This is a genomic window from Citrobacter sp. Cpo142 (assembly GCF_030332425.1).
In the GTDB taxonomy this organism is placed as follows: Bacteria; Pseudomonadota; Gammaproteobacteria; order Enterobacterales; family Enterobacteriaceae; genus Citrobacter; species Citrobacter portucalensis.
In genome coordinates, this window is record NZ_JAOWHW010000126.1 from 40,989 (window position 1) to 62,909 (window position 21,921).

General features: G+C 53.6%; 16 protein-coding genes and 1 tRNA gene. 8 read left to right on the forward strand and 9 right to left on the reverse strand.

Features of this window, described 5'->3' with window-relative positions; genetic code table 11:
* Positions 1-4 precede the first annotated feature (4 nt).
* The 6 genes from dmsA to lrp form a co-directional block, all read right to left on the reverse strand.
* The gene (dmsA, locus tag OGY18_RS15155; protein WP_286553512.1) at positions 5-2,449 is read right to left on the reverse strand and encodes a dimethylsulfoxide reductase subunit A; all 2,445 of its coding nucleotides are present in this window, start codon (positions 2,447-2,449) and stop codon (positions 5-7) included.
* Positions 2,450-2,685: 236 nt separating this feature from the next.
* Positions 2,686-3,978, reverse strand: coding sequence for a serine--tRNA ligase (gene serS, locus OGY18_RS15160; RefSeq protein ID WP_003831902.1), 1,293 nt, complete (start codon positions 3,976-3,978; stop codon positions 2,686-2,688).
* Between the two features lie 92 nt (positions 3,979-4,070).
* Positions 4,071-5,414: a replication-associated recombination protein RarA gene (rarA, locus tag OGY18_RS15165; protein ID WP_148362177.1), complete on the reverse strand. Its 1,344-nt coding sequence runs from the start codon at positions 5,412-5,414 to the stop codon at positions 4,071-4,073.
* A gap of 10 nt (positions 5,415-5,424) precedes the next feature.
* The gene (lolA, locus tag OGY18_RS15170) at positions 5,425-6,036 is read right to left on the reverse strand and encodes an outer membrane lipoprotein periplasmic chaperone LolA (protein WP_003831898.1); all 612 of its coding nucleotides are present in this window, start codon (positions 6,034-6,036) and stop codon (positions 5,425-5,427) included.
* 111 nt (positions 6,037-6,147) lie between these two features.
* Positions 6,148-10,170 carry a DNA translocase FtsK gene (ftsK, locus tag OGY18_RS15175; protein WP_286553515.1) on the reverse strand — a complete coding sequence of 1,341 codons (4,023 nt, stop codon included), beginning with the start codon at positions 10,168-10,170 and terminating at the stop codon, positions 6,148-6,150.
* Between the two features lie 134 nt (positions 10,171-10,304).
* Complete coding sequence (gene lrp / locus OGY18_RS15180) at positions 10,305-10,799, reverse strand: leucine-responsive transcriptional regulator Lrp (protein ID WP_002439523.1); 495 nt, start codon at positions 10,797-10,799, stop codon at positions 10,305-10,307.
* A 547-nt stretch (positions 10,800-11,346) separates the two neighbouring features.
* Between lrp and trxB the strand changes: the two genes are divergently transcribed.
* The 5 genes from trxB to infA all read left to right on the forward strand — a co-directional run bounded on the left by trxB (position 11,347) and on the right by infA (position 17,171).
* Entirely contained in the window at positions 11,347-12,315 is a 969-nt protein-coding gene (trxB, locus tag OGY18_RS15185) for a thioredoxin-disulfide reductase (protein WP_003831889.1), read from the forward strand.
* Positions 12,316-12,429: 114 nt separating this feature from the next.
* A complete protein-coding gene (gene cydD, locus OGY18_RS15190; protein ID WP_286553518.1) occupies positions 12,430-14,196 on the forward strand; it encodes a heme ABC transporter permease/ATP-binding protein CydD in 1,767 nt (588 codons plus the stop codon).
* Positions 14,197-15,918 (forward strand): heme ABC transporter ATP-binding protein/permease CydC, encoded by a 1,722-nt coding sequence (gene cydC, locus OGY18_RS15195; RefSeq protein WP_126318686.1) that lies wholly within the window; start codon positions 14,197-14,199, stop codon positions 15,916-15,918.
* A gap of 44 nt (positions 15,919-15,962) precedes the next feature.
* Positions 15,963-16,667 (forward strand): leucyl/phenylalanyl-tRNA--protein transferase, encoded by a 705-nt coding sequence (aat, locus tag OGY18_RS15200; RefSeq protein WP_126318688.1) that lies wholly within the window; start codon positions 15,963-15,965, stop codon positions 16,665-16,667.
* A 285-nt stretch (positions 16,668-16,952) separates the two neighbouring features.
* The gene (gene infA, locus OGY18_RS15210; RefSeq protein WP_002211347.1) at positions 16,953-17,171 is read left to right on the forward strand and encodes a translation initiation factor IF-1; all 219 of its coding nucleotides are present in this window, start codon (positions 16,953-16,955) and stop codon (positions 17,169-17,171) included.
* 79 nt (positions 17,172-17,250) lie between these two features.
* Here infA and OGY18_RS15215 read toward each other — a convergent pair whose 3' ends face one another.
* A complete protein-coding gene (locus OGY18_RS15215; protein WP_003831675.1) occupies positions 17,251-18,162 on the reverse strand; it encodes a LysR family transcriptional regulator in 912 nt (303 codons plus the stop codon).
* A gap of 108 nt (positions 18,163-18,270) precedes the next feature.
* On the opposite strand from OGY18_RS15215, the gene OGY18_RS15220 reads away from it, so the two are divergent.
* The 3 genes from OGY18_RS15220 (at position 18,271) to OGY18_RS15230 (ending at position 20,062) form a co-directional block, all read left to right on the forward strand.
* Positions 18,271-19,131, forward strand: a complete 861-nt coding sequence (locus OGY18_RS15220) for a pirin family protein (RefSeq protein WP_003831674.1) — start codon at positions 18,271-18,273, stop codon at positions 19,129-19,131.
* 16 nt (positions 19,132-19,147) lie between these two features.
* Positions 19,148-19,825: an isochorismatase family protein gene (locus tag OGY18_RS15225; RefSeq protein ID WP_032939929.1), complete on the forward strand. Its 678-nt coding sequence runs from the start codon at positions 19,148-19,150 to the stop codon at positions 19,823-19,825.
* Between the two features lie 149 nt (positions 19,826-19,974).
* Positions 19,975-20,062 (forward strand) — tRNA-Ser (locus OGY18_RS15230).
* A gap of 150 nt (positions 20,063-20,212) precedes the next feature.
* On the opposite strand, the gene rlmC is transcribed toward OGY18_RS15230, so the two are convergent.
* Together rlmC and OGY18_RS15240 are read right to left on the reverse strand one after the other, a co-directional pair.
* On the reverse strand, positions 20,213-21,340 hold the full coding sequence (rlmC, locus tag OGY18_RS15235; protein ID WP_286553522.1) for a 23S rRNA (uracil(747)-C(5))-methyltransferase RlmC: 1,128 nt from the start codon (positions 21,338-21,340) through the stop codon (positions 20,213-20,215).
* A gap of 41 nt (positions 21,341-21,381) precedes the next feature.
* Positions 21,382-21,870, reverse strand: coding sequence for a YbjO family protein (locus tag OGY18_RS15240; protein ID WP_286553524.1), 489 nt, complete (start codon positions 21,868-21,870; stop codon positions 21,382-21,384).
* Positions 21,871-21,921: the final 51 nt, after the last annotated feature.

The following is a 21,921-nucleotide window of genomic DNA, read 5'->3' on the forward strand; positions in this document are numbered from 1 at the left end:
CTCCTTACACCTTTTCAACCTGAACAAGGTTCGTGTGTGATGGGTTCCCCTTCGCGAGAGGAGACGGACGCTGGGTCGTCAGGACGTTAATACAACCGCCCTGGTCCACGCGTTTTGCGTCCGGGTCATACCACGCCCCTTCGCCCAATGCCACCACGCCAGGCATCATACGCGGCGTTACTTTCGCCTCGATGTGCACTTCACCACGATCGTTAAAGATGCGCACCTTGTCGCCGTTGTTAATGCCGCGTCGCTGTGCATCCATCGGGTTGATCCACATTTCCTGACGGCAGGATGCTTTCAGAACATCCACGTTGCCATAGGTCGAGTGGACGCGAGACTTATAGTGGAAGCCGGTCAACTGCAGAGGGAATTTCTCCACCAGCGGATCGTCTAAGCTCTCAAAGCCTGGGGTATAAATCGGCAGTGGATCAATCACATCACCTTCCGGCAGTTCCCAGGTTGACGCGATCTCGGCAAGCTGCTGCGAATAAATTTCGATCTTACCTGACGGCGTGGTCAGCGGATTGGCGTTAGGATCCTCACGGAACGCCTTGTAGGCCACGTGATGTCCCTGTGGGTCGCGCTGTTTAAAGATCCCCTGCTTGCGGAATTCTTCAAACGTTGGCAGTTCAGGAATGGCTTTTCGCGACTGCTCGTACAGATGACGCATCCACTCTTCCTGAGTACGACCTTCTGTAAACTGCTGCTCAACACCAAGGCGTTTCGCCAGCTCACTGGTCATCTGGTAGATAGTCTTGCATTCGAAGCGTGGTTTGATCGCCTGATCGGTGAAAATCACATACGACATATTTCCGCAGGAGGCATCCAGTGCGAAGTCCATCTGCTCCGAAGCGGTGCAGTCCGGCAGCAAAATATCCGCGTATTTCGCCGAGGAGGTCATATGACAGTCGATGACAACGATCATCTCGCACTTCTTATCATCCTGTAGGATTTCATGTGTGCGGTTGATATCAGAGTGCTGGTTAATCAGACAGTTACCGGCATAGTTCCAGATCATCTTAATCGGAACATCGAGTTTATCTTTACCACGAACACCGTCACGCAGCGCCGTCATCTCCGGACCTCGCTCAATGGCGTCCGTCCACATAAACATAGAGATGCTGGTTTCGACTGGGTTTTCCAGCGTAGGCATACGTTCAAACGGCAAACTGTATGAGCCCTCACGCGCCCCACTGTTGCCGCCGTTAATCCCAACGTTACCGGTAAGGATTGCCAGCATAGAAATGGCACGGGTCGCTATTTCACCGTTAGCATGGCGCTGCGGTCCCCACCCCTGACTGATATATGCCGGTTTAGCGCTACCGATTTCACGGGCCAGTTTGACGATTCGATCAGCAGGAATACCGGTAATTTGCGCTGCCCATTCCGGGGTCTTGGCGATACCGTCTTTGCCCTGCCCAAGAATATACGCCTTATAGTGACCGTTTTTCGGTGCGTCGGCCGGTAAGGTTTTCTCGTCGTAACCCACGCAGTATTTATCAAGGAACGGTTGATCAACCATGTTTTCGGTGATCAGCACATACGCCAGACCATTCACCAATGCCGCATCGGTACCTGGGCGGATCGGGATCCACTCATCTTCACGACCCGCGCCGGTATCCGTGTAGCGAGGATCGATAATGATCATGCGGGCATTGGATTTCTGTCGCGCCTGTTCAAGGTAATAGGTTACCCCACCCCCGCTCATACGGGTTTCACCTGGGTTATTCCCGAACAGAACCACCAGCTTGCTGTTTTCAATGTCGGACGGGCTGTTACCGTCTGCCCAGCCGCCGTAGGTGTAGTTCAACCCGGCAGCGATTTGCGCTGAAGAGTAGTCACCGTAGTGGTTCAGGTAGCCGCCACAGCAGTTCATCAGACGTGCTACCAGCGTTTTGCCTGGCGGCCAAGAGCGTGTCAGGGTGCCGCCCAGCGTACCTGTGCCGTAGTTCAGGTAGATAGACTCGTTGCCGTAGTCTTTGATAAGACGCTGCATATTGCTGGCAATGATGTCGTAGGCTTCATCCCAGCTGATGCGCTCAAATTTCCCTTCACCACGTTTACCGACGCGTTTCATCGGGTATTTCAGACGGTCGGGATTATAAACGCGACGACGCATGGAGCGACCACGCAGACAGGCGCGTACCTGGTGCAAGCCGTCATAGTTGTCATCACCGGTGTTGTCGGTTTCAACATACTTTATTTCACCGTCTACCACGTGCATACGCAGAGGACAGCGGCTACCACAGTTCACCGTACACGCGCTCCATATGACTTTCTCATTGGCCTGTGTCGGATTAAGGGCTTCTGCAGCATTTGCAATACGGGTAAATGGCAGGGTAAACGCGCTACTGGCCGCCGCCAGTCCGCCTATCGCCGTCGTTTTCACCAAACCTCGGCGACTAACCTCAGCTGCCAGCATGGCATCGGGGATCTTAGTTTTCATAGTGGCTCACTCTGCTGCTCACAATAAACAAAAGAGAAATACTCGTTATGTAGATTTTTATATAGCGTATATGTCGATATACAGACTGGTAGATACCGAATTTGCGAAAAGACAGAGATAAATACTGACTTTCATTCGAAGGCAGTATTACTCCTATGGAGGTAGGCGTTATTGTCCGACGTCAAACGGGCATAAAAAAAGCGCCCTAAGGCGCTTTTTTAGCAAAGAAAGGTAGCTTAGCCGATAAATTCCAGGCCATTCATGTACGGGCGTAACACTTCTGGAACCTGAATACGGCCATCAGCCTGCTGATAGTTTTCCATCACCGCAACCAGCGTACGTCCAACCGCCAGACCGGAACCGTTCAGCGTATGTACTAAACGGGTCTTTTTGTCGGATTTGCTGCGGCAACGCGCCTGCATACGGCGAGCCTGGAAATCCCACACGTTGGAGCAAGAGGAGATTTCGCGATAGGTGTTCTGCGCCGGGATCCACACTTCCAGATCGTACGTTTTGCATGCGCCGAAGCCCATGTCGCCTGTGCACAGGATGATCTTACGGTACGGCAGGCCCAGCAGCTGAAGAACCTTCTCGGCATGGCCGGTCATCTCTTCCAGCGCGTCCATAGAGTCTTCCGGGCGAACGATCTGCACCATTTCAACTTTATCGAACTGGTGCATACGGATCAGACCACGGGTATCACGACCGTAAGAACCTGCTTCAGAACGGAAGCACGGCGTATGCGCGGTCATTTTGATCGGCAGCGCATCTTCGTCAATGATTTCGTCGCGAACCAGGTTGGTCAGCGGAACTTCTGCCGTTGGGATCAGCGCATAGTTGCTGCTGTCAGCTTCTTCATCCAGCGGACGGGTGTGGAACAGATCGCCAGCAAATTTCGGCAGTTGCCCTGTTCCGTACAACGTGTCATGGTTAACCAGATACGGAACGTAGTTTTCGCTGTAACCATGCTGCTCGGTATGCAGATCCAGCATGAACTGAGACAGCGCACGGTGCATGCGCGCGATCTGCCCTTTCATCACGACGAAACGAGAGCCGGTCAGCTTAACCGCAGCGGCAAAATCAAGACCCGTGTGCATTTCACCCAAGGTAACGTGATCGCGCACTTCGAAATCAAACTCACGCGGAGTACCCCAACGGCTGACTTCAACGTTGTCATTTTCATCTTTACCCACCGGAACGTCGTCCGCTGGCAGGTTAGGAATGGTCAGCGCAATGTCGCGGATCTCGGCCTGTAAGGTATCAAGTTCAGCTTTCGCGGCATCCAGCTCTTCGCCCAGTTTGTTCACTTCCAGACGTAAAGACTCGATATCTTCCCCGCGCGCTTTTGCCTGGCCGATGGATTTCGATCGAGAGTTACGCTCTGCCTGCAGGTTTTCAGTTTGTACCTGCAGAACTTTACGACGCTCTTCAAGAGCACGCAGCTTATCTACATCCAGCTTAAAGCCCCGGCTTGCCAGTTTTTCTGCGACTGCGTCTGGCTCATTACGCAGCAGATTGGGATCGAGCATGCTTATCCTGTGCTTATCGAATTAAAATAGGAGAAAGTGACCACAGCCTGCGGTCACAGGGATACAGAGACAACATTACCGCAACGATAACACTAACGGTAGCGTTTTATAGGGCTATTTTGATCCTGTCCGGCGAGCCAGGCGAGCTTTTCGCCAATCTTGCCTTCAAGACCTCTGTTTGTGGGGTGATAATAGCGCGTTTGTGCCATTTCCTGCGGGAAGTACTCTTCTCCGGCGGCATAGGCATTTGGTTCATCATGGGCGTAACGATACTCCTGACCATAGCCCATTTCTTTCATCAGCTTAGTTGGCGCATTGCGCAGATGGACCGGCACGTCGTAATCCGGACGTTCGCGGGCATCAGCCAGCGCGGCTTTGAAGGCGGTGTAAACCGCATTACTTTTCGGCGCGCAGGCCAGATAAACAATCGCCTGAGCAATCGCTCGTTCACCTTCCGCGGGTCCCACTCGGGTAAAGCAGTCCCATGCGGAAATTGCCACCTGCATGGCGCGAGGATCGGCATTGCCCACATCTTCAGAGGCAATTGCCAGACAGCGACGAGCAACATACAGCGGATCACCACCTGCACTAATGATGCGCGCATACCAATAAAGTGCCGCATCCGGGGCGCTGCCGCGAACCGATTTGTGTAATGCGGAGATGAGATCGTAAAAGCGATCGCCTTTATTATCGAAACGCGCGCTGCGTTCACCGGCAATTTCAGTGAGCAACTTGGCCTTCAATACGCGCTTGCCAGAATCATCAACTTCGGCCATATCGGCCATCATTTCCAGCGTATTCAGCGCTCGCCGCGCGTCGCCATTCACCAGTTCAGCAATCGCCCGACGCGTCTCTGGCGGCAGTACGATATCCTGGCCGCCGTAACCCCGCGCTTTGTCTGACATCGCCTGGTCCAGCACCTGTTCAATATCGTCGGTGGTTAACGATTTCAGTAAGTAAACGCGCGCACGCGACAGCAGCGCCGAGTTCAGCTCAAACGAGGGGTTTTCAGTGGTTGCGCCAATAAACGTGATGGTACCGTCTTCAATATGCGGTAAAAACGCATCCTGTTGGCTTTTATTAAAACGGTGAACTTCATCCACAAACAGGATCGTACGCCGGCCCGCGTTACGATTCTGACGCGCACGCTCAATCGCTTCACGAATTTCTTTTACACCAGAGGTAACTGCCGAAATTCGTTCAACATCGGCGTTAGCGTAACGGGCAATAACTTCGGCAAGCGTGGTTTTCCCCGTCCCCGGAGGACCCCATAAAATCATAGAGTGCAGGTGCCCGGCCTCGATGGCGCGCGGCAAGGGTTTACCCGCAGCCAGCAGATGCTGCTGGCCGATGTACTGCGCTAAATTTTCTGGCCGCATACGCGCGGCCAGTGGCTGAAAGGTATTATCAGAAAAGTCGAGCGACAGATTGCTCACTCACACGCCTCTACTTACGTTGATCGTCAACCGTTACACCTTGCGGCGGGGTAAAGGTGAATTTCGAAGGTTCAATCGCACCATTCTGCTGAGATTTCAGCTGATAGCTGCTGCGCTGATCGTCTTGCTCAACGGCGCTAAACTGGTGGATCGTCCCGTCCCGCCCAACATTGATAGTAAACTGCTTCAGGTTACCGCTGCTGGTTTTTGGCGTCAGCACGAAATCGTCGCCGTTTTGCTTAATGTTGTACTGCTGCCAGTCGCTGGCCTGGTTACGCGCAATCAGCATAAACGGCGTGTTACCCGTGGCGTCTTTCAACCAGGTCGCAGTCGCCTGCTCAACAAACGGGTTAAAGAACCACAGCGTTTTACCATCGGAAACCAGGATGCTCTCGTCAGGCTGCGTCATATGCCAGTTAAACAGATTAGGGCGTTTAACCCATAAGTCACCCTGACCTTCCTGCACCGCCGCGCCGCTACCGTCCGTGACCTTCTGAGTAAAGCTGGCATGGAAGCTACTGACTTTATCCAGACGGCTTTTCAGGTCGCTGGCAGCGTCAGCCCAGACGCTGCTCACCACAAAGCTAGACAGTAATGCACAGGTGATTGCGATTCTTTTCATCGTTATTCCTCAAAATACGTCACTCCCAACGGGGAGATCCCTCTGCTATCCATTTCAGGCCAAAAATCAGCATGAGGAAAGTAGAAAATACTGAATTACTTAACTTTGCAATCATTCGAAGGGCGGCGGAGCCAGCACTTCACGATTACCATTATGCCCTTGTTCGCTGACTATTCCCTGCGCTTCCATCTGTTCGATGATGCGCGCCGCTCGGTTGTAACCGATACGGAACTGACGCTGGACGCCGGAGATTGAGGCTTTGCGTTTCTGAGTAACAAAGTTCACCGCCTGATCGAACAGCGGATCCAGTTCTTCGCCACCATCAAAGCCGCCACCGCCGCCTTCGCTTTCGCTGTCAGAGGTAATGCCATCAACGTATTGTGGACGGCCGCGCGCTTTCCAGTCCTGCACCACCGCGTGAACTTCTTCATCGCGTACAAAGGCGCCGTGTACACGTACAGGGATCGTCGAGTTTGGTGCAGAATAAAGCATGTCACCCATACCCAACAGCGATTCCGCGCCGCCCTGGTCAAGGATGGTACGCGAGTCAATTTTACTGGACACTGTAAAGGCGATACGCGTCGGGATGTTCGCTTTAATCAGACCGGTGATAACGTCAACTGATGGTCGCTGGGTTGCCAGCACCAGATGGATCCCCGCCGCACGCGCTTTTTGCGCCAGACGAGCGATCAGTTCTTCCACCTTTTTGCCAACGGTCATCATCAGGTCAGCGAATTCATCCACCAACACCACGATATACGGCAGTTTTTCCAGCACCGGATGCTGAACATCCATGCTGTCGCCCGGCTTCCAGTATGGGTCCGGAATCGGACGCCCCATACGGGCGGCTTCAGCAATCTTATCGTTATAACCGGCAAGGTTACGCACGCCAAGCGCCGACATCAGTTTGTAGCGACGTTCCATTTCATTTACGCTCCAACGCAAGGCATTGGCGGCATCTTTCATGTCGGTCACAACTTCAGTCAGCAGATGTGGAATACCTTCATAAACAGAAAGTTCCAGCATTTTCGGATCAATCATGATAAAGCGAACGTCTTCCGGCTGCGCTTTGTACAGCATGCTGAGGATCATAGCGTTCACCCCAACAGACTTACCGGAACCGGTTGTCCCTGCCACCAGCAGGTGCGGCATTTTAGCCAGATCGGCCACCACCGGTTCGCCTGCAATATCTTTGCCCAGCACCACAGTCAGCGGAGATGAGTTATCACGGAATTTAGCGTTATCCAGTACTTCACGCAGATAAACGGTTTGACGTTTTTTGTTCGGTAACTCCAGTCCGACATACGGCTTGCCTGGAATAACCTCGACCACACGTACCGCCGCGGTCGACAATGAACGCGCCAGATCTCGTGACAGGTTAGAAATACGCGCCGCTTTAACCCCTGGAGCCAGATTAAGCTCAAAGCGGGTAATCACCGGGCCAGGAGAGTAGTTCACCACATCGGCTTTAATGCGGAAATCCGCCAGACGCGCTTCCACCAGACGTGCCATTTGTTCTAGTGCGAACGTATCTATCGGCTCAACTTCGCTCGGCGGCGGCGTGAGCAGATCTAACGATGGCAGCGGCGTGCTTGGACGGTGCGCCGGACGACTATCCCCATTACGCATCAGCAGCGGATGGATCAGACTATCCTGCGGCGGTGTAACAGGCTGCGCTGGTTGCTGATAATGCTGCTGTGGTGCAACTGGCTGTGCCGGTTGCTGATAATGCTGCTGTGGTGCAACTGGCTGTGCCGGTTGCTGATAGTGCTGCTGTGGTGCAACTGGCTGTGCCGGTTGCTGATAGTGCTGCTGCGGTGCAACTGGCTGCGCTGGCTGCTGATAATGCTGCTGCGGCGCAACTGGTTCCTGGTACTGCGGCGCGGGCTCCGGCATTACGCCAGGCGTAAACAGCGGCTCATGCGGACCCTCATCCACTAGCGTTTTCATTGGCGAAAATTCAAAGTCATCGAGGGAGAACGGATTCGCTCCGGCAGGCTGTTCACCGGAATAACGCTGCTGCTGAGAAGAAGCAAACTGGCGAGCAAGCTCCGCTTCTGCGGCTGAATCTTCGTCATCAGTCTGGTGGGTATCGTCCTGATACTCTTCGCCATAACGATGCTGCTGAGACTGAGCGAACTGACGTGCCAACTCGTCCTGCTGCATTGCATCCATTTCATCGTCATTGTACGCATCTGTATCAAGCTGCTCTTCGCGCGCTTTCTCTTCAGCCATACGCTGTGACGGCAGTTTTATGCCATATGAAGCCAGCTCACGACGAGTAGGCACGCGCACACGATTCGGACGCGGCAACTGCGGGCCAATGCCCTCTTTCACCTGCGGACGCGGCGTACCGCTGCCTGCAAGGCTAAAGACAGGAGCTGCGGCAGCGGCACCTGCCCCTAACGCGGCGCTTTTTACGCCAGCGGCCAGCGGTGCAACGGCAGCAACAGACTCAACGGGTGGTATGGATGTAGTCGTCGGCATTGATGGCGTAGACGGCTTAACACGCTCAGGCTCCTGAGCAGGTTCTGGAATCGGCTGATACCATGCGGCCAGTTGCTCACGCTCACGCGCACGTTTCTCTTCGACTTCTTCAAAGTAATAAAGCGGCGGACGAGTCGGTTTAACTTCTTCAACCACGGGCTCAGGTTCCACCACCGGCGGTTGTTCAACCACAGGCTGCTGGAACGGGTTGCTCTGTTGAAAAGTTTGATCCTGCTGATAAACAGGTTGCTGCACAGGCTCCGGCTGATAAGCAGGCTGCTGGAATGCGGCGTTCTGTTGAGAGGTCGGATCCTGTTGATAGACAGGTTGCAGCACGGGCTCCGGCTGATAAACAGGTTCCGGCTGCGGCGCGACAGGCTGCGTATAAACAGGTTCAACGGGCTGCTGTGCGTAATATTGCGGCTGCGGACTCTGCTCCACAACCGGCTGTTGCCATGGCTCATACGGCTGCTGCACCGGAGGTTGCGCGTACTGGGCTGGCTGCGGATAACCTTCAGGCGCTGGTGCAATCGCGGCATCACCGGTTTGCGGGCCAGGCACGGGTTGCCAGGTCACAGTTGGGACCGGTTGCTCCATAACAGTGTTGGTCACGGGCGACGTTTGCAGCAACGGATCAACCGGTGCGCTCCAGGCCTGAGCGGCCGTTGTAGCTGCAGCTGCTGCAGCCACAGGCTCGGTCACCGAGTGGCCGTTAAGGAGCGGATCAAGTTCGTCATATTCAGTCAGCGTCGCGCGATTACCGGAAAACAGCACATCATTAGGATCGGCAACCACGCCACGGGCGCTGTATTCAATTTCGTCTTCATCATCCATGCGTTTGCCGGAGAACAGCGCCGCATCGGTATGACGACCAAGCGGGTTGGTAAATTTCTCAGCCAGACGTTTACGGCGCGCTAACGCACCGCGCAGGATACGAGCTCGGCGCGATTCATGGGGTTTGCCATCAGCGGCGCCGACAGACTCTTCTTCGTCTTCATATTCTTCGTCATCGACCCAGGTATCGTCGCGGCGGGTACGGTTGCTGGCAAACGTCAGGATATTGAGTAACCAGCCGCCCAGTTTTTCCGCAATGCTCACCCATGACCAACCGGTGAACAGCGTTAATCCCGCAGCCCAAATGCACAACAACGTCAGCGTGCCGCCGCTGCTGTGCAGCAATGGTTGTAGCGTGGTGCTGAGCAGACTGCCGATCACGCCGCCAGAGGCGAAATACCAGATGTCATCGGCGTTAATTGCGGCCAGCCCGCAGGAAGTGAGAATCAGCGCCAGAACGCCAATAATGCGCAGCGAGACGGCAAAATAATCGACGTATTCGTCGCTGGCCTGATGTCGCCAGGCAAACCAGCAGCCACCGACAATGATGACGGGGATAGTGTAGGCCATGACGCCAAAAATAAAGAACAGCGTGTCCGCCAGCCATGCTCCAGGTATTCCGCCCAGATTATGGATAGGCTCATGCCACGCGGTTTGCGACCAACTGGGATCCGAAGGGTTAAAGCTGAGTAAGGCAGCCATCAACCAGACGGCAAAAAGGGCAATAAGGATCAGTAGCGCTTCCAGAAGTCGGCGCCCGCTGCTTAACTTCGTCAATGTGACGTCTTTGTCTTCAGTGTATTCCTGGCTCAAAAACGGCTCTCCAGGTTTCGGGCTTTTCCTGCCCGATGCTAAAACGGACAACAGCACCGGGTTGCCCCGGCACTGTTGCTGTATGGATTAACAGGAGTGTAATCAAACTGCGTCGATTTTGCACCTGTTCCGTGTTAGCGCGTCTTAATTACCAGACGATTGCTCTGTTTGACTTCTTCCATTACTACATAAGTACGTGTGTCATTCACGCCAGGCAGACGCAGCAGGGTTTCCCCCAACAGCTTACGGTATGCTGACATATCCGGTACGCGTGTTTTCAGCAAATAGTCGAAATCACCGGAAACCAAATGACACTCTTGAATTTCTTCAAGTTTTTGTACTGCAGAGTTAAATTGTTCAAACACATCCGGGGCGCCACGATTCAGAGTAATCTCAACAAAAACCAGAAGTGATGCATCCAGATAATGCGGGTTTAACAGCGCTGTATAGCCCTGAATAAAACCCTGTCTTTCCAACCGACGCACACGCTCAAGGCAGGGCGTTGGTGAAAGTCCCACACGTTTAGAAAGCTCGACGTTAGAAATACGCCCATCCTTTTGCAGCTCATTAAGAATGTTACGATCGATACGGTCGAGATCTTTGCCAGGGCGCTTCTTACTATCTACCATTATTATTGTCTCTCTGTATTCCTTCCCTACTCCTGCCTGACTCTACCAACATCACTGTTCAGAGTCGCTACCCATCAAGATAAACCGCAACCCAGAGGGATTTTCGGTTCGCAATGTCTGGGTTTATGGTGAGAAGACCGTTGCCTGTCGGCGGCTATCGACATCACGAATGGCATCTGTCCACACCATGCGTAGATTTCGCTAACACGGTAAACATGGTATCTACATGCATGATTATGCAGCACATACATGACACAGTTTTTTTCTTCCTTGAATGTTTTCGCAAAACAGCAGGGGATTGTCAAAGCAAAACATCGATTTTTAGTACAACATGCCAGTTATTCATTCGCAGTGATGGAAAATCGTCATTTTATCACCTTATAACTGACCGATTTTAAGTAGAAATCGTTATAGTATTACGACTAATTCTGCCGTTCATCGGTTCCCGCTATTACACATATTGTTAACAAAATCGCCATACTCTTTTTTTACGCCTGTAAATTCCCTACAATCCTGCTCATTGCCTGCTAACAACTATGGGGATCTCATGGGCGCAACCAAACACAGTAAACTTCTTATTCTGGGCTCTGGCCCTGCGGGGTATACCGCTGCGGTCTACGCTGCACGCGCGAACCTGCAACCGGTACTGATTACCGGTATGGAAAAAGGTGGTCAGTTGACCACAACAACAGAAGTGGAGAACTGGCCTGGCGATCCGCACGATCTCACAGGCCCATTGCTGATGGAACGCATGCACGAACATGCGACCAAATTTGAAACTGAAATTATTTTTGATCATATCAGCAAAGTTGATCTGCAAAACCGCCCTTTCCGTCTGACCGGCGACAGCGGTGAATACACCTGTGACGCACTGATCATCGCCACCGGTGCGTCAGCACGCTACCTGGGTCTGCCTTCAGAAGAAGCCTTCAAAGGCCGTGGCGTTTCCGCCTGCGCGACCTGCGACGGTTTCTTCTACCGTAATCAAAAAGTTGCGGTGATCGGCGGCGGCAACACTGCTGTTGAAGAAGCGCTGTACCTGGCGAATATCGCATCTGAAGTGCATTTGATTCACCGTCGCGACAGCTTCCGCGCCGAGAAAATCCTGATCAAGCGTTTGATGGATAAAGTCGAAAACGGCAACATCGTGCTGCATACCCACCGCACACTGGAAGAAGTGACCGGCGATCAAATGGGGGTAACCGGACTGCGCCTGCGCGATACGCAAAACACTGACAACGTAGAGTCACTTGACGTTGCAGGGCTGTTTGTCGCTATCGGTCACAGCCCGAATACCGCCATTTTCGACGGTCAGCTTGAACTGGAAAATGGCTACATCAAAGTTCAGTCCGGTATTCATGGTAACGCCACCCAAACCAGCATTCCGGGTGTATTCGCCGCCGGTGACGTGATGGACCATATTTATCGCCAGGCGATCACTTCAGCAGGCACCGGTTGCATGGCTGCGCTTGACGCAGAGCGTTATCTCGACGGTCTGGCAGACGCTTGCAAATAAGTTTTACAAATCAGTAACAAAAGTAAAAAAGGCGACTATAAGTCGCCTTTATTTTTGCCTTGTTGTAACATTGTCCTGCCCAAAAATTCCAATAACTCACCTGCTAAGCGTGCAATGAATAAAACCCGTCAAAAAGAGCTGACCTGCTGGTTAAAACAGCAAAGTGTAATTTCCCAACGATGGCTGAACATTTCACGCCTGTTGGGGTTCGTGAGCGGCCTGTTAATTGTCGCTCAGGCCTGGCTCATGGCCCGAATTCTCGACCATATGATCATGGACAATATCCCCAGAGAGGCGCTTCTGCTCCCTTTCATTGTGCTGGTATTGATTTTCATCCTGCGAGCATGGGTCGTCTGGTTACGCGAACGCGTCGGGTTTCATGCTGGCCAACATATCCGCTTTGAGATTCGCCGCCAGGTGCTTGACCGTCTGCAACAAGCAGGTCCCGCCTGGATACAAGGCAAACCAGCCGGGAGCTGGGCTACGCTAATCCTGGAACAGATTGATGACATGCATGATTACTATGCACGTTATCTGCCGCAAATGGCGCTGGCCGTATGCGTCCCCTTATTGATCGTGGCAGCGGTATTCCCGTCAAACTGGGTAGCCGCCCTTATTCTGCTTGGAACTGCCCCGCTGATCCCGTTGTTTATGGCGATGGTTGGTATGGGTGCAGCCGACGCTAACCGCCGCAATTTTCAGGCTCTTGCTCGCCTCAGTGGCCATTTTCTCGATCGCCTGCGGGGTATGGAGACGCTAAGAATCTTTGGTCGCGGTGAAGCTGAAACAGAAAGCATCCGCGCAGCGTCACAAGATTTCCGCCAGCGCACCATGGAAGTCCTGCGCCTGGCGTTTCTGTCATCCGGTGTCCTTGAGTTCTTTACCTCCCTGTCCATCGCACTGGTCGCGGTTTACTTCGGTTTTTCCTACCTCGGTGAACTCGATTTTGGTCACTACGGGACAGGCGTCACATTGGCTGCTGGCTTCCTCGCGCTCATTCTGGCGCCGGAATTTTTCCAGCCCCTGCGCGATCTGGGCACGTTTTATCACGCCAAAGCGCAAGCCGTTGGTGCCGCGGATAGTCTGAAAACCTTCATGGAAACCCCGCTTGCACATCCTGAGCGTGGCGATATTGAGCTGACAACAAAAGACGCAGTTTCAATTGAAGCAGAAGATCTGGTCATCACCTCGCCGGAAGGTAAAGTGCTTGCAGGTCCGCTCAACTTTACCCTGCCAGCGGGCCAACGCGCGGTGCTGGTTGGCCGCAGCGGTTCCGGCAAAAGTTCGTTGCTCAATGTCCTGTCCGGTTTTCTCTCTTATCAGGGTTCGCTGCGGATTAACGGCTTTGAGCTGCGCGACCTGTCGCCTGATTGCTGGCGCAAACAGCTGTCCTGGGTTGGACAAAATCCGCAGCTCCCTGCCGCCACGTTACGCGATAACGTGCTGCTCGCTCGCCCCGATGCCAGCGAAGAACAGCTGCAGGCCGCACTCGACAGCGCCTGGGTCAGTGAGTTTTTACCACTTCTGCCACAGGGTGTGGATACACCAGTAGGCGATCAGGCTGCTCGACTTTCTGTCGGACAAGCGCAGCGCGTTGCCGTGGCTCGCGCCTTACTCAATCCATGTCAGTTGTTGCTGCTTGACGAGCCCGCCGCCAGCCTTGATGCACACAGCGAACAACGCGTGATGCAGGCGTTGAAAGCAGCGTCACGCCGCCAGACCACGCTGATGGTGACACACCAACTTGAAGATCTTGCCGACTGGGACGTTATCTGGGTGATGCAGGACGGACAGATCGTTGAACAAGGCTCTTATGCCGAACTTAGCGCAGCCAACGGGGCGTTTGCGACATTACTGGCTCATCGTCAGGAGGACATCTAAATGCGCGCTTTGCTACCTTATCTGACGCTGTATAAACGTCACAAATGGATGTTAACCCTGGGGATCGTTCTGGCGATCGTCACACTGCTGGCAAGTATTGGTTTGCTGACGCTTTCCGGCTGGTTCCTGTCGGCTTCTGCTGTGGTGGGTGTCACCGGAATTTACAGTTTTAACTATATGCTCCCTGCTGCCGGGGTACGCGGTGCGGCAATCACCCGAACCGCGGGCCGCTATTTCGAGCGGCTGGTCAGCCACGATGCGACGTTCCGCGTGCTGCAACATTTGCGTATTTATACCTTCAGCAAACTGCTACCGCTCTCCCCTGCTGGCCTGTCCCGTTATGGACAAGGTGAATTGCTTAACCGAGTAGTGGCAGATGTCGACACGCTCGATCATCTCTATTTGCGCGTGCTCTCCCCGCTTGTGGGCGCTTTTGTCGTCATCATGGTGGTCACGCTGGGGCTAAGCGTTCTCGATTTCACGCTGGCTATCACTCTCGGCGGTATTATGCTGCTGACCTTATTTATCCTGCCCCCACTCTTTTATCAGGCAGGTAAAAGCACCGGGCAAAGCTTGACGCATTTACGTGGGCAGTATCGTCAGCAGTTAACATCCTGGCTGCAGGGCCAGGCTGAACTGACCATCTTTGGCGCCAGTGAACGTTACCGCGCCCAAATGGAAGCCACCGAGTTGCAGTGGCATGAAGCCCAACGACGTCAGTCTGAATTAACGGCGCTATCACAGGCGGTCATGCTGTTAGTCGGCGCACTGGCAGTGGTTGTGATGTTATGGATGGCCTCCGGCGGCGTGGGTGGCAATACCCAGCCTGGCGCGCTGATCGCGCTGTTTGTCTTCTGTGCGCTGGCCGCGTTTGAAGCATTAGCACCCGTCACCGGCGCGTTTCAGCATCTCGGACAGGTTATTGCCTCTGCGCTACGCATCACCGAACTGACCGAACAGCAGCCAGAAGTCACCTTCCCGGATGCCAGTTCTCCAGTTTCTGAGCAGGTCACTCTCACGCTACGCGATGTTTCATTCAGCTATCCGGGGCAAGCACAAAAAGCGCTCGACACCCTTTCGCTGCAGGCTCAGCCCGGTGAACACATTGCGATTCTCGGTCGCACCGGCTGCGGTAAGTCAACGTTACTACAATTGCTGACCCGCGCATGGGATCCGCAGCACGGCGAAATTCTGATTAATGAGCAGCCGATTTCAGCCCTCAGTGAAGCCATGCTGCGCCAGAGCATCAGCGTCGTGCCACAGCGCGTGCACCTGTTCAGCGCGACGCTGCGTGATAACCTGCTGCTGGCAGCACCGCACGCCAGTGATGACACATTATCCGCAATGCTGTGCCGCGTCGGTCTGGACAAACTGCTAGAGGGTGATGGACTCAATGCCTGGTTAGGCGAAGGCGGTCGTCAGCTTTCTGGCGGCGAACTCCGTCGTCTGGCTATCGCCCGCGCCTTATTGCACGATGCCCCACTGATGCTGCTGGATGAACCGACCGAAGGGCTTGATGCCACAACAGAAAGCCAAATGCTTGAATTAATTGGCGATGTCATGCGCGATAAAACCGTACTGATGGTGACACATCGTCTGCGCGGCTTGTCACGTTTTGATCAAATAATAGTGATGGACAACGGACACATTATTGAGCAAGGTAATCACGCAGATTTGTTAGCCCGGCAGGGGCGTTATTACCAGTTTAAGCAACGTCTGTAAGCTATTATTGAACGATCAAACTCGCGTAGTGGAGTTTCGCTGTCATGCGCCTGGTGCAATTGTCCCGCCATTCTATAGCCTTCCCTTCACCGGAAGGCGCTTTACGCGAGCCTAACGGTTTGTTGGCGCTTGGCGGCGATCTCAGTCCAGCCCGACTGTTAATGGCCTACCAGCGCGGAATTTTCCCGTGGTTTTCACCTGGCGACCCCATTCTTTGGTGGTCGCCCGATCCACGCGCCATTCTTTGGCCCGAGAAATTTCATCTCAGCCGCAGCATGAAACGTTTTCATAAAAACTCGCCTTATCGCGTGACGCTCAATTACGCGTTCGGTCAGGTGATTGAAGGCTGCGCGAACAACCGGGAAGAAGGCACCTGGATAACGCATGATGTAGTCGACGCCTACCATCGCCTGCACGAGCTGGGCCATGCGCACTCCATTGAAGTATGGCGACAAAATGAGTTAGTGGGCGGTATGTATGGTGTGGCGCAAGGCACGTTGTTTTGTGGCGAATCGATGTTCAGCCGTCAGGAAAATGCGTCCAAAACCGCACTGCTTGTTTTTTGCGCTGAATTTATCCGTCAGGGCGGAAAATTAATCGACTGCCAGGTATTAAATAGCCACACAGCTTCGCTGGGGGCGGTCGAAACACCGCGTCGGGAGTACCTTGAACACCTGAGCAGACTGCGCCAGCAGCGGCTACCGAGCCATTTCTGGGTTCCCAGGACGTTATTTTCGCCTCAGGGGTGAATGTTTTCGGCACATTTTTTGTCGGGGTGTTATAATTGTCGCGCAGAGTTGGTTTAGCCCATTACCCCGCCGCCGTTAAGGAACAGTTCGCGTCAGGCAACGCCTATCGTTTATCTCCTCGTTCCCTTACACGTTGCGCTTTAAGTGCGGCTTTGCCGTGTGTGGTTAGAGTAATGCGCCAAACCCGATTTGCTGTGTTTTAAACGCACAAATCTTTACTTATTAAAAGAACTTCGGCATTATCTTGCCGGTTCAAATTACGGTAGTGATACCCCAGAGGATTAGATGGCCAAAGAAGACAATATTGAAATGCAGGGTACCGTTCTCGATACGTTACCTAATACCATGTTCCGCGTAGAGTTAGAAAACGGTCACGTGGTTACTGCACACATCTCCGGTAAAATGCGTAAAAACTATATCCGCATCCTGACGGGCGACAAAGTGACTGTTGAGCTGACCCCGTACGACCTGAGCAAAGGCCGCATTGTCTTCCGTAGTCGCTGATTGTTTTTAACGCCCGAATGGCGTCCAGATAATAAAAGGTCGGTTTAACCGGCCTTTTTTGTGGGCCAAGGTCAGGTATTTAATCCTCAATCATCCGCGCATATTCTTCCGTTAAGAAATCCACTAATGTGCGTACTGACGGCAATAATCCCCTGCGTGATGGAAAGACTGCGTGAATTATTTCTCGCTTCGGTTCCCAGCCGTCGAGCAATGCCACCAGTTCACCCGCAGCTACTTGATCTTTTACCATCAGCTGTGGAAGTTGAACTACCCCCACACCGGCAACTGCGGCTTCACGTAACGCCAGCATATCGGTGGTGATCATACGCGGCGTGAAATGCACCTCCGCACGTGCGCCCTGCGGCCCGAATAACTCCCAACGATGCACATGTTTACCCGTCGCCAGACTCAGGCCCGGCCAACGCGTCAGCTCCGCCGGAGAATGTAGCGTTCCCATTTGCTCGATTAACTGCGGGCTGGCATACAAACGATGCCCCCTGTCCGCCAGCACACGCATCACCAGGTCGCTATCCTCAAATGGTCGGGGCCTTACGCGAATCGCCACGTCCAAGCCCTCTCCAACAACGTCCACGCGGCGGTTAGTAGCCTCCAGTTGCACTGATACGTCAGGATAACGCGCCATAAAACGGGCAAGCATCGGCCCGATATGCACATGCAGCAGCGTGACCGGACACGTCAACTTCACCACGCCACGCGGTTCAACCTGTAACGCGGCAATCGCATCCTGCGCTGCCTGCGCTTCCACCAGCATCGCCTTACAGTGTTCGTAAAAGGTTTGCCCAACTTCCGTCACGTTAAACTGGCGGGTGGTTCGCTGAATCAGTCGAACTCCCAGCGTCTCTTCCAGTTGCGCTATCCGTCGGCTTAGTTTTGATTTCGGTTCATCAAGCGCCCGACCCGCCGCCGCGAATCCCCCTTCCTCTACAACATGCACAAACCATGCAAAATCATTGAGATCTGGCTTCGTCATCCAATTGTCCTATTTATGAGACAGTGAGGACTATTTTAGCTACTACTCAGCTCGCTGTCATGAATATAAGCTTATTCACATCAAGATAACGCCATAGAGGAGACACATATGAAACAAGTAACAGGCGTCTACACCGCACCCCGCCCGCACTGGGTTGGCGATGGATTTCCGGTTCGCTCGATGTTTTCTTACCAGTCTCATGCTGAACAGCTAAGTCCGTTCCTGCTGCTGGATTACGCCGGTCCACATACGTTTACGCCGGGTAACGAAAAACGCGGCGTAGGCGAACACCCTCACCGTGGTTTTGAGACGGTGACCATCGTGTACAGCGGCGAAGTTGAACACCGTGATTCAACCGGTCGCGGCGGCATTATCGGCCCCGGCGACGTGCAGTGGATGACCGCAGGAGCAGGAATATTACACGAAGAGTTCCATTCACCTGAATTTACCCGTCAGGGTGGCGAATTGGAAATGGTACAGCTGTGGGTCAATCTGCCAGCAAAAGACAAAATGGCCGTTCCGGGTTACCAGGGCATCAGCAGCGATGTGATCCCCACTGTCGCCCTGCCTGATGAAGCAGGGAGCGTTCGTGTGATTGCGGGCAGCTATCAGGATACAAAAGGCCCGGCACATACCTTCTCGCCGCTGAACGTCTGGGATATGCGTTTGCAACGTAATCATCAGCTCACGTTGTCCCAGCCGGAAGGATGGAGCACTGCCCTGGTGGTATTGAAAGGGAATATCACCGTAAACGGCACTACGTCTGCCAGCGAAGCACAACTGGTGGTGCTGAGCCAGCAGGGGAAAACGCTGCATATTGAAGCCTCCAGCGACGCCAGCGTGCTGCTGCTTTCTGGAGAACCGTTGAACGAGCCGATTGTAGGTTACGGTCCGTTTGTAATGAACACGAAACAAGAAATCGCTGAAGCCGTACGCGATTTTAACTCCGGCCGCTTTGGCCAAATCTGAATCGAAGGAGAAGAATATGTCCAGTCCTGCAAACTTTAATGGTTCACGTCCAGTCATCGATGTGAATGATTCCGTCATGCTGCTTATCGATCATCAGAGCGGGCTGTTCCAGACCGTCGGCGACATGCCAATGCCAGAACTGCGTGCGCGTGCCGCCGCGCTGGCTAAAATGGCGACTCTGGCGAAGATGCCGGTGATTACCACGGCATCCGTACCGCAGGGACCTAACGGCCCGCTGATCCCTGAGATCCACGCCAATGCGCCGCATGCCCAATACGTGGCGCGTAAAGGCGAAATCAACGCCTGGGATAACGAAGATTTCGTGAAAGCGGTCAAAGCAACTGGTCGTAAAACGCTGATTATCGCCGGTACGATTACCAGCGTGTGCATGGCTTTCCCGGCTATCAGCGCGGTTGCGGAAGGCTATAAGGTTTTCGCTGTGATCGACGCTTCCGGTACTTACAGCAAAATGGCGCAGGAAATCACCCTGGCTCGAGTTGTTCAGGCTGGCGTTGTGCCGATGGATACCGCCGCCGTCGCTTCTGAAATTCAGGGCACATGGAACCGTGAAGACGCCGCCGAATGGGCTGAAGTGTATACCAAAGTCTTCCCGGCTTATCAGTTGCTGATCGAAAGCTACAGCAAAGCTCAGGAAGTCGTGACCAACGGCGAAAAACTGGACTCTCAGCGCTAATCCAATCCTCTGCGCCTGCCTGGGCGGAGAAATATGTATAATGCGTAACCAAACGAGAGTTAACACGTAAATTCTGCTTGACCGTTTTAGCGCAACTCCCTATAGTAGCGCCCCGTTGCCCCCCAAGCGGTCAGGCAGCAATACAATATGGTGAGGTGTCCGAGTGGCTGAAGGAGCACGCCTGGAAAGTGTGTATACGGCAACGTATCCGGGGTTCGAATCCCCGCCTCACCGCCATATTTTAAGAAGAGCTCGTACGAAAGTACGGGCTTTTTTTTCGCATGTTGCATTTGCCGGATGCGGCGCAAGCACCTTATCCGGCCTACATTGCTACAGCCCTGAATATCTCCGTAGGCCTGATAAGCGAAGCGCCATCAGGCATGGCAGTTATTGTCGGCTGAGCAGCGTTAACACTTCATAGTGCGAGGTGTGTGGGAACATATCGAAAAGTTGGACGCTTTCAATGCGATACCCGGGCAACTCACGAATATCCTTCGCCATGGTTTGCGCATTACAGCTGGAATAAATGATAAAACGCGGTGCCATGCGGGAGAGAAAATCGCACAGCGGCTTTCCAATCCCGCGACGCGGCGGGTTCACCAGCACCAGGTCAGGTGCTTCGCCCTGAGCGGTAGCAAACTGGGTTGAATCCAGCGCCTGAAAATGCAGATTCTGCAATCCAAGCTCCTGCGCTGACTGCTTCGCGCAGGTAATCGCCTCTGGCGCGATTTCAATCCCCGTCAGTTTCATCTGCGGTGTGGCGCAGTGCAGACCAAAGCCCCCGACGCCGCAAAACAGATCCCACATGTGATTAACCGGAAGCTGACGCACCCAGTCACGCGCCGTGGCATATAACTGCCCCGCTACCACCGGATTGGTCTGGAAGAAGCTCTGCGGGCGGATCCACAACGGCACATCGTTAAAGCGTTCCGCCAGTGCCTGTTGTTCAGTCAGGAAGATTTCGGTCTCCCCTTCCATAATCGCCATATGCACCGGCTGAATATTGGCAGTAATTACTTTTAACTGTGGGAGTTGTGCCTGCAACCAGGGTAGCGCCGCGCGCAGTTGTGCCAGTTTTGCGTCAGAACGCAGGACAAAACGCAGCATCATACCGCCGTCGTACCGGCTTTCCGTTAACAGCAGATATTTCAGTTCCCCGCGTTTGCGCGCCACGTTATAGGGCGTCAGCCCCGCCCGAGCGATAAACGGCTTAAGCGCGGAAAATACGGGCGCAAAAGACTCAGGATAGAGCGGACAGTCGCACAAATCCTCAGGCGTACCGTCACGATGCAGCATCCCCAGCAGCGGTTTTTCCACGCTGCCGCTGACCACCATTTTGGCTTTATTACGAAACGCGCTTTCCGGACCACTGATCGGCGCGCACCATTCTCCGACCGGATGCTCGGCCAGCAGATTCTGTAGATCGGCTGTTTTAGCGAAGAGTTGATCGGCGACAGGCTGTGTTATCCACTGACAGGAGCGGCAGCGCTCGGCGTCATATAGTGCGCACTGCATACAAAAACCTATAAATTAACAGGGGGCCAATATTATACACGTTATTGCAAACGGAAGAACCGCCTGCTGGACGCAGGAACAAACAGTAACAGCAATACCAGCATATCCGGCAGTTTTTGCATTACCAGCGTATGCAGGATTTCGCGTCTGGACTCCCCCGCAATACTGAACAGTTCCGGGTATCCGTAGCCCAGCGAAGCAGCCCACAGATAGACGCTGGCGATAATCTGGGTCAGCAGATAGACCCAGCGTGCCCAGTTCCGTCCTTTTACCAGCGAAAATGCGCAGTAAATTTCGATAAATAGCAGCACCAGACTGCCCAGAAACACCAGCGTCAAATTCCAGGTCTGCACACTGCGATGAATAAACTCACTGGTTCCACGAAACCCAAGCGTATTAAAAATCATCAACAGATCGAGACAGCGGATCATGATAATAGCCAGCGCCGCCACCTGCACCAAAGCAGGGACGTTTAAGCGAGCATGTGATGTGGATGATTTCTTAAAAAATCCCAACGCGTCGTCTTCCATGAAAACGGCGCAACCACCACAGCTGCGCCGTATAGACAGGTTGGCAGATTT

Excerpts from the sequence above, each read along its gene's own strand:
- OGY18_RS15240 (WP_286553524.1), bottom strand. The coding sequence starts at position 21,870 with ATGGAAGACGACGCGTTGGGATTTTTTAAGAAATCATCCACATCACAT.
- OGY18_RS15220 (WP_003831674.1), top strand. The coding sequence starts at position 18,271 with ATGAAACAAGTAACAGGCGTCTACACCGCACCCCGCCCGCACTGGGTT.
- dmsA (WP_286553512.1), bottom strand. The coding sequence starts at position 2,449 with ATGAAAACTAAGATCCCCGATGCCATGCTGGCAGCTGAGGTTAGTCGC.
- serS (WP_003831902.1), bottom strand. The coding sequence starts at position 3,978 with ATGCTCGATCCCAATCTGCTGCGTAATGAGCCAGACGCAGTCGCAGAA.
- cydC (WP_126318686.1), top strand. The coding sequence starts at position 14,197 with ATGCGCGCTTTGCTACCTTATCTGACGCTGTATAAACGTCACAAATGG.
- aat (WP_126318688.1), top strand. The coding sequence starts at position 15,963 with ATGCGCCTGGTGCAATTGTCCCGCCATTCTATAGCCTTCCCTTCACCG.
- infA (WP_002211347.1), top strand. The coding sequence starts at position 16,953 with ATGGCCAAAGAAGACAATATTGAAATGCAGGGTACCGTTCTCGATACG.
- OGY18_RS15225 (WP_032939929.1), top strand. The coding sequence starts at position 19,148 with ATGTCCAGTCCTGCAAACTTTAATGGTTCACGTCCAGTCATCGATGTG.
- lolA (WP_003831898.1), bottom strand. The coding sequence starts at position 6,036 with ATGAAAAGAATCGCAATCACCTGTGCATTACTGTCTAGCTTTGTGGTG.
- rlmC (WP_286553522.1), bottom strand. The coding sequence starts at position 21,340 with ATGCAGTGCGCACTATATGACGCCGAGCGCTGCCGCTCCTGTCAGTGG.
- cydD (WP_286553518.1), top strand. The coding sequence starts at position 12,430 with ATGAATAAAACCCGTCAAAAAGAGCTGACCTGCTGGTTAAAACAGCAA.
- lrp (WP_002439523.1), bottom strand. The coding sequence starts at position 10,799 with ATGGTAGATAGTAAGAAGCGCCCTGGCAAAGATCTCGACCGTATCGAT.
- trxB (WP_003831889.1), top strand. The coding sequence starts at position 11,347 with ATGGGCGCAACCAAACACAGTAAACTTCTTATTCTGGGCTCTGGCCCT.
- OGY18_RS15215 (WP_003831675.1), bottom strand. The coding sequence starts at position 18,162 with ATGACGAAGCCAGATCTCAATGATTTTGCATGGTTTGTGCATGTTGTA.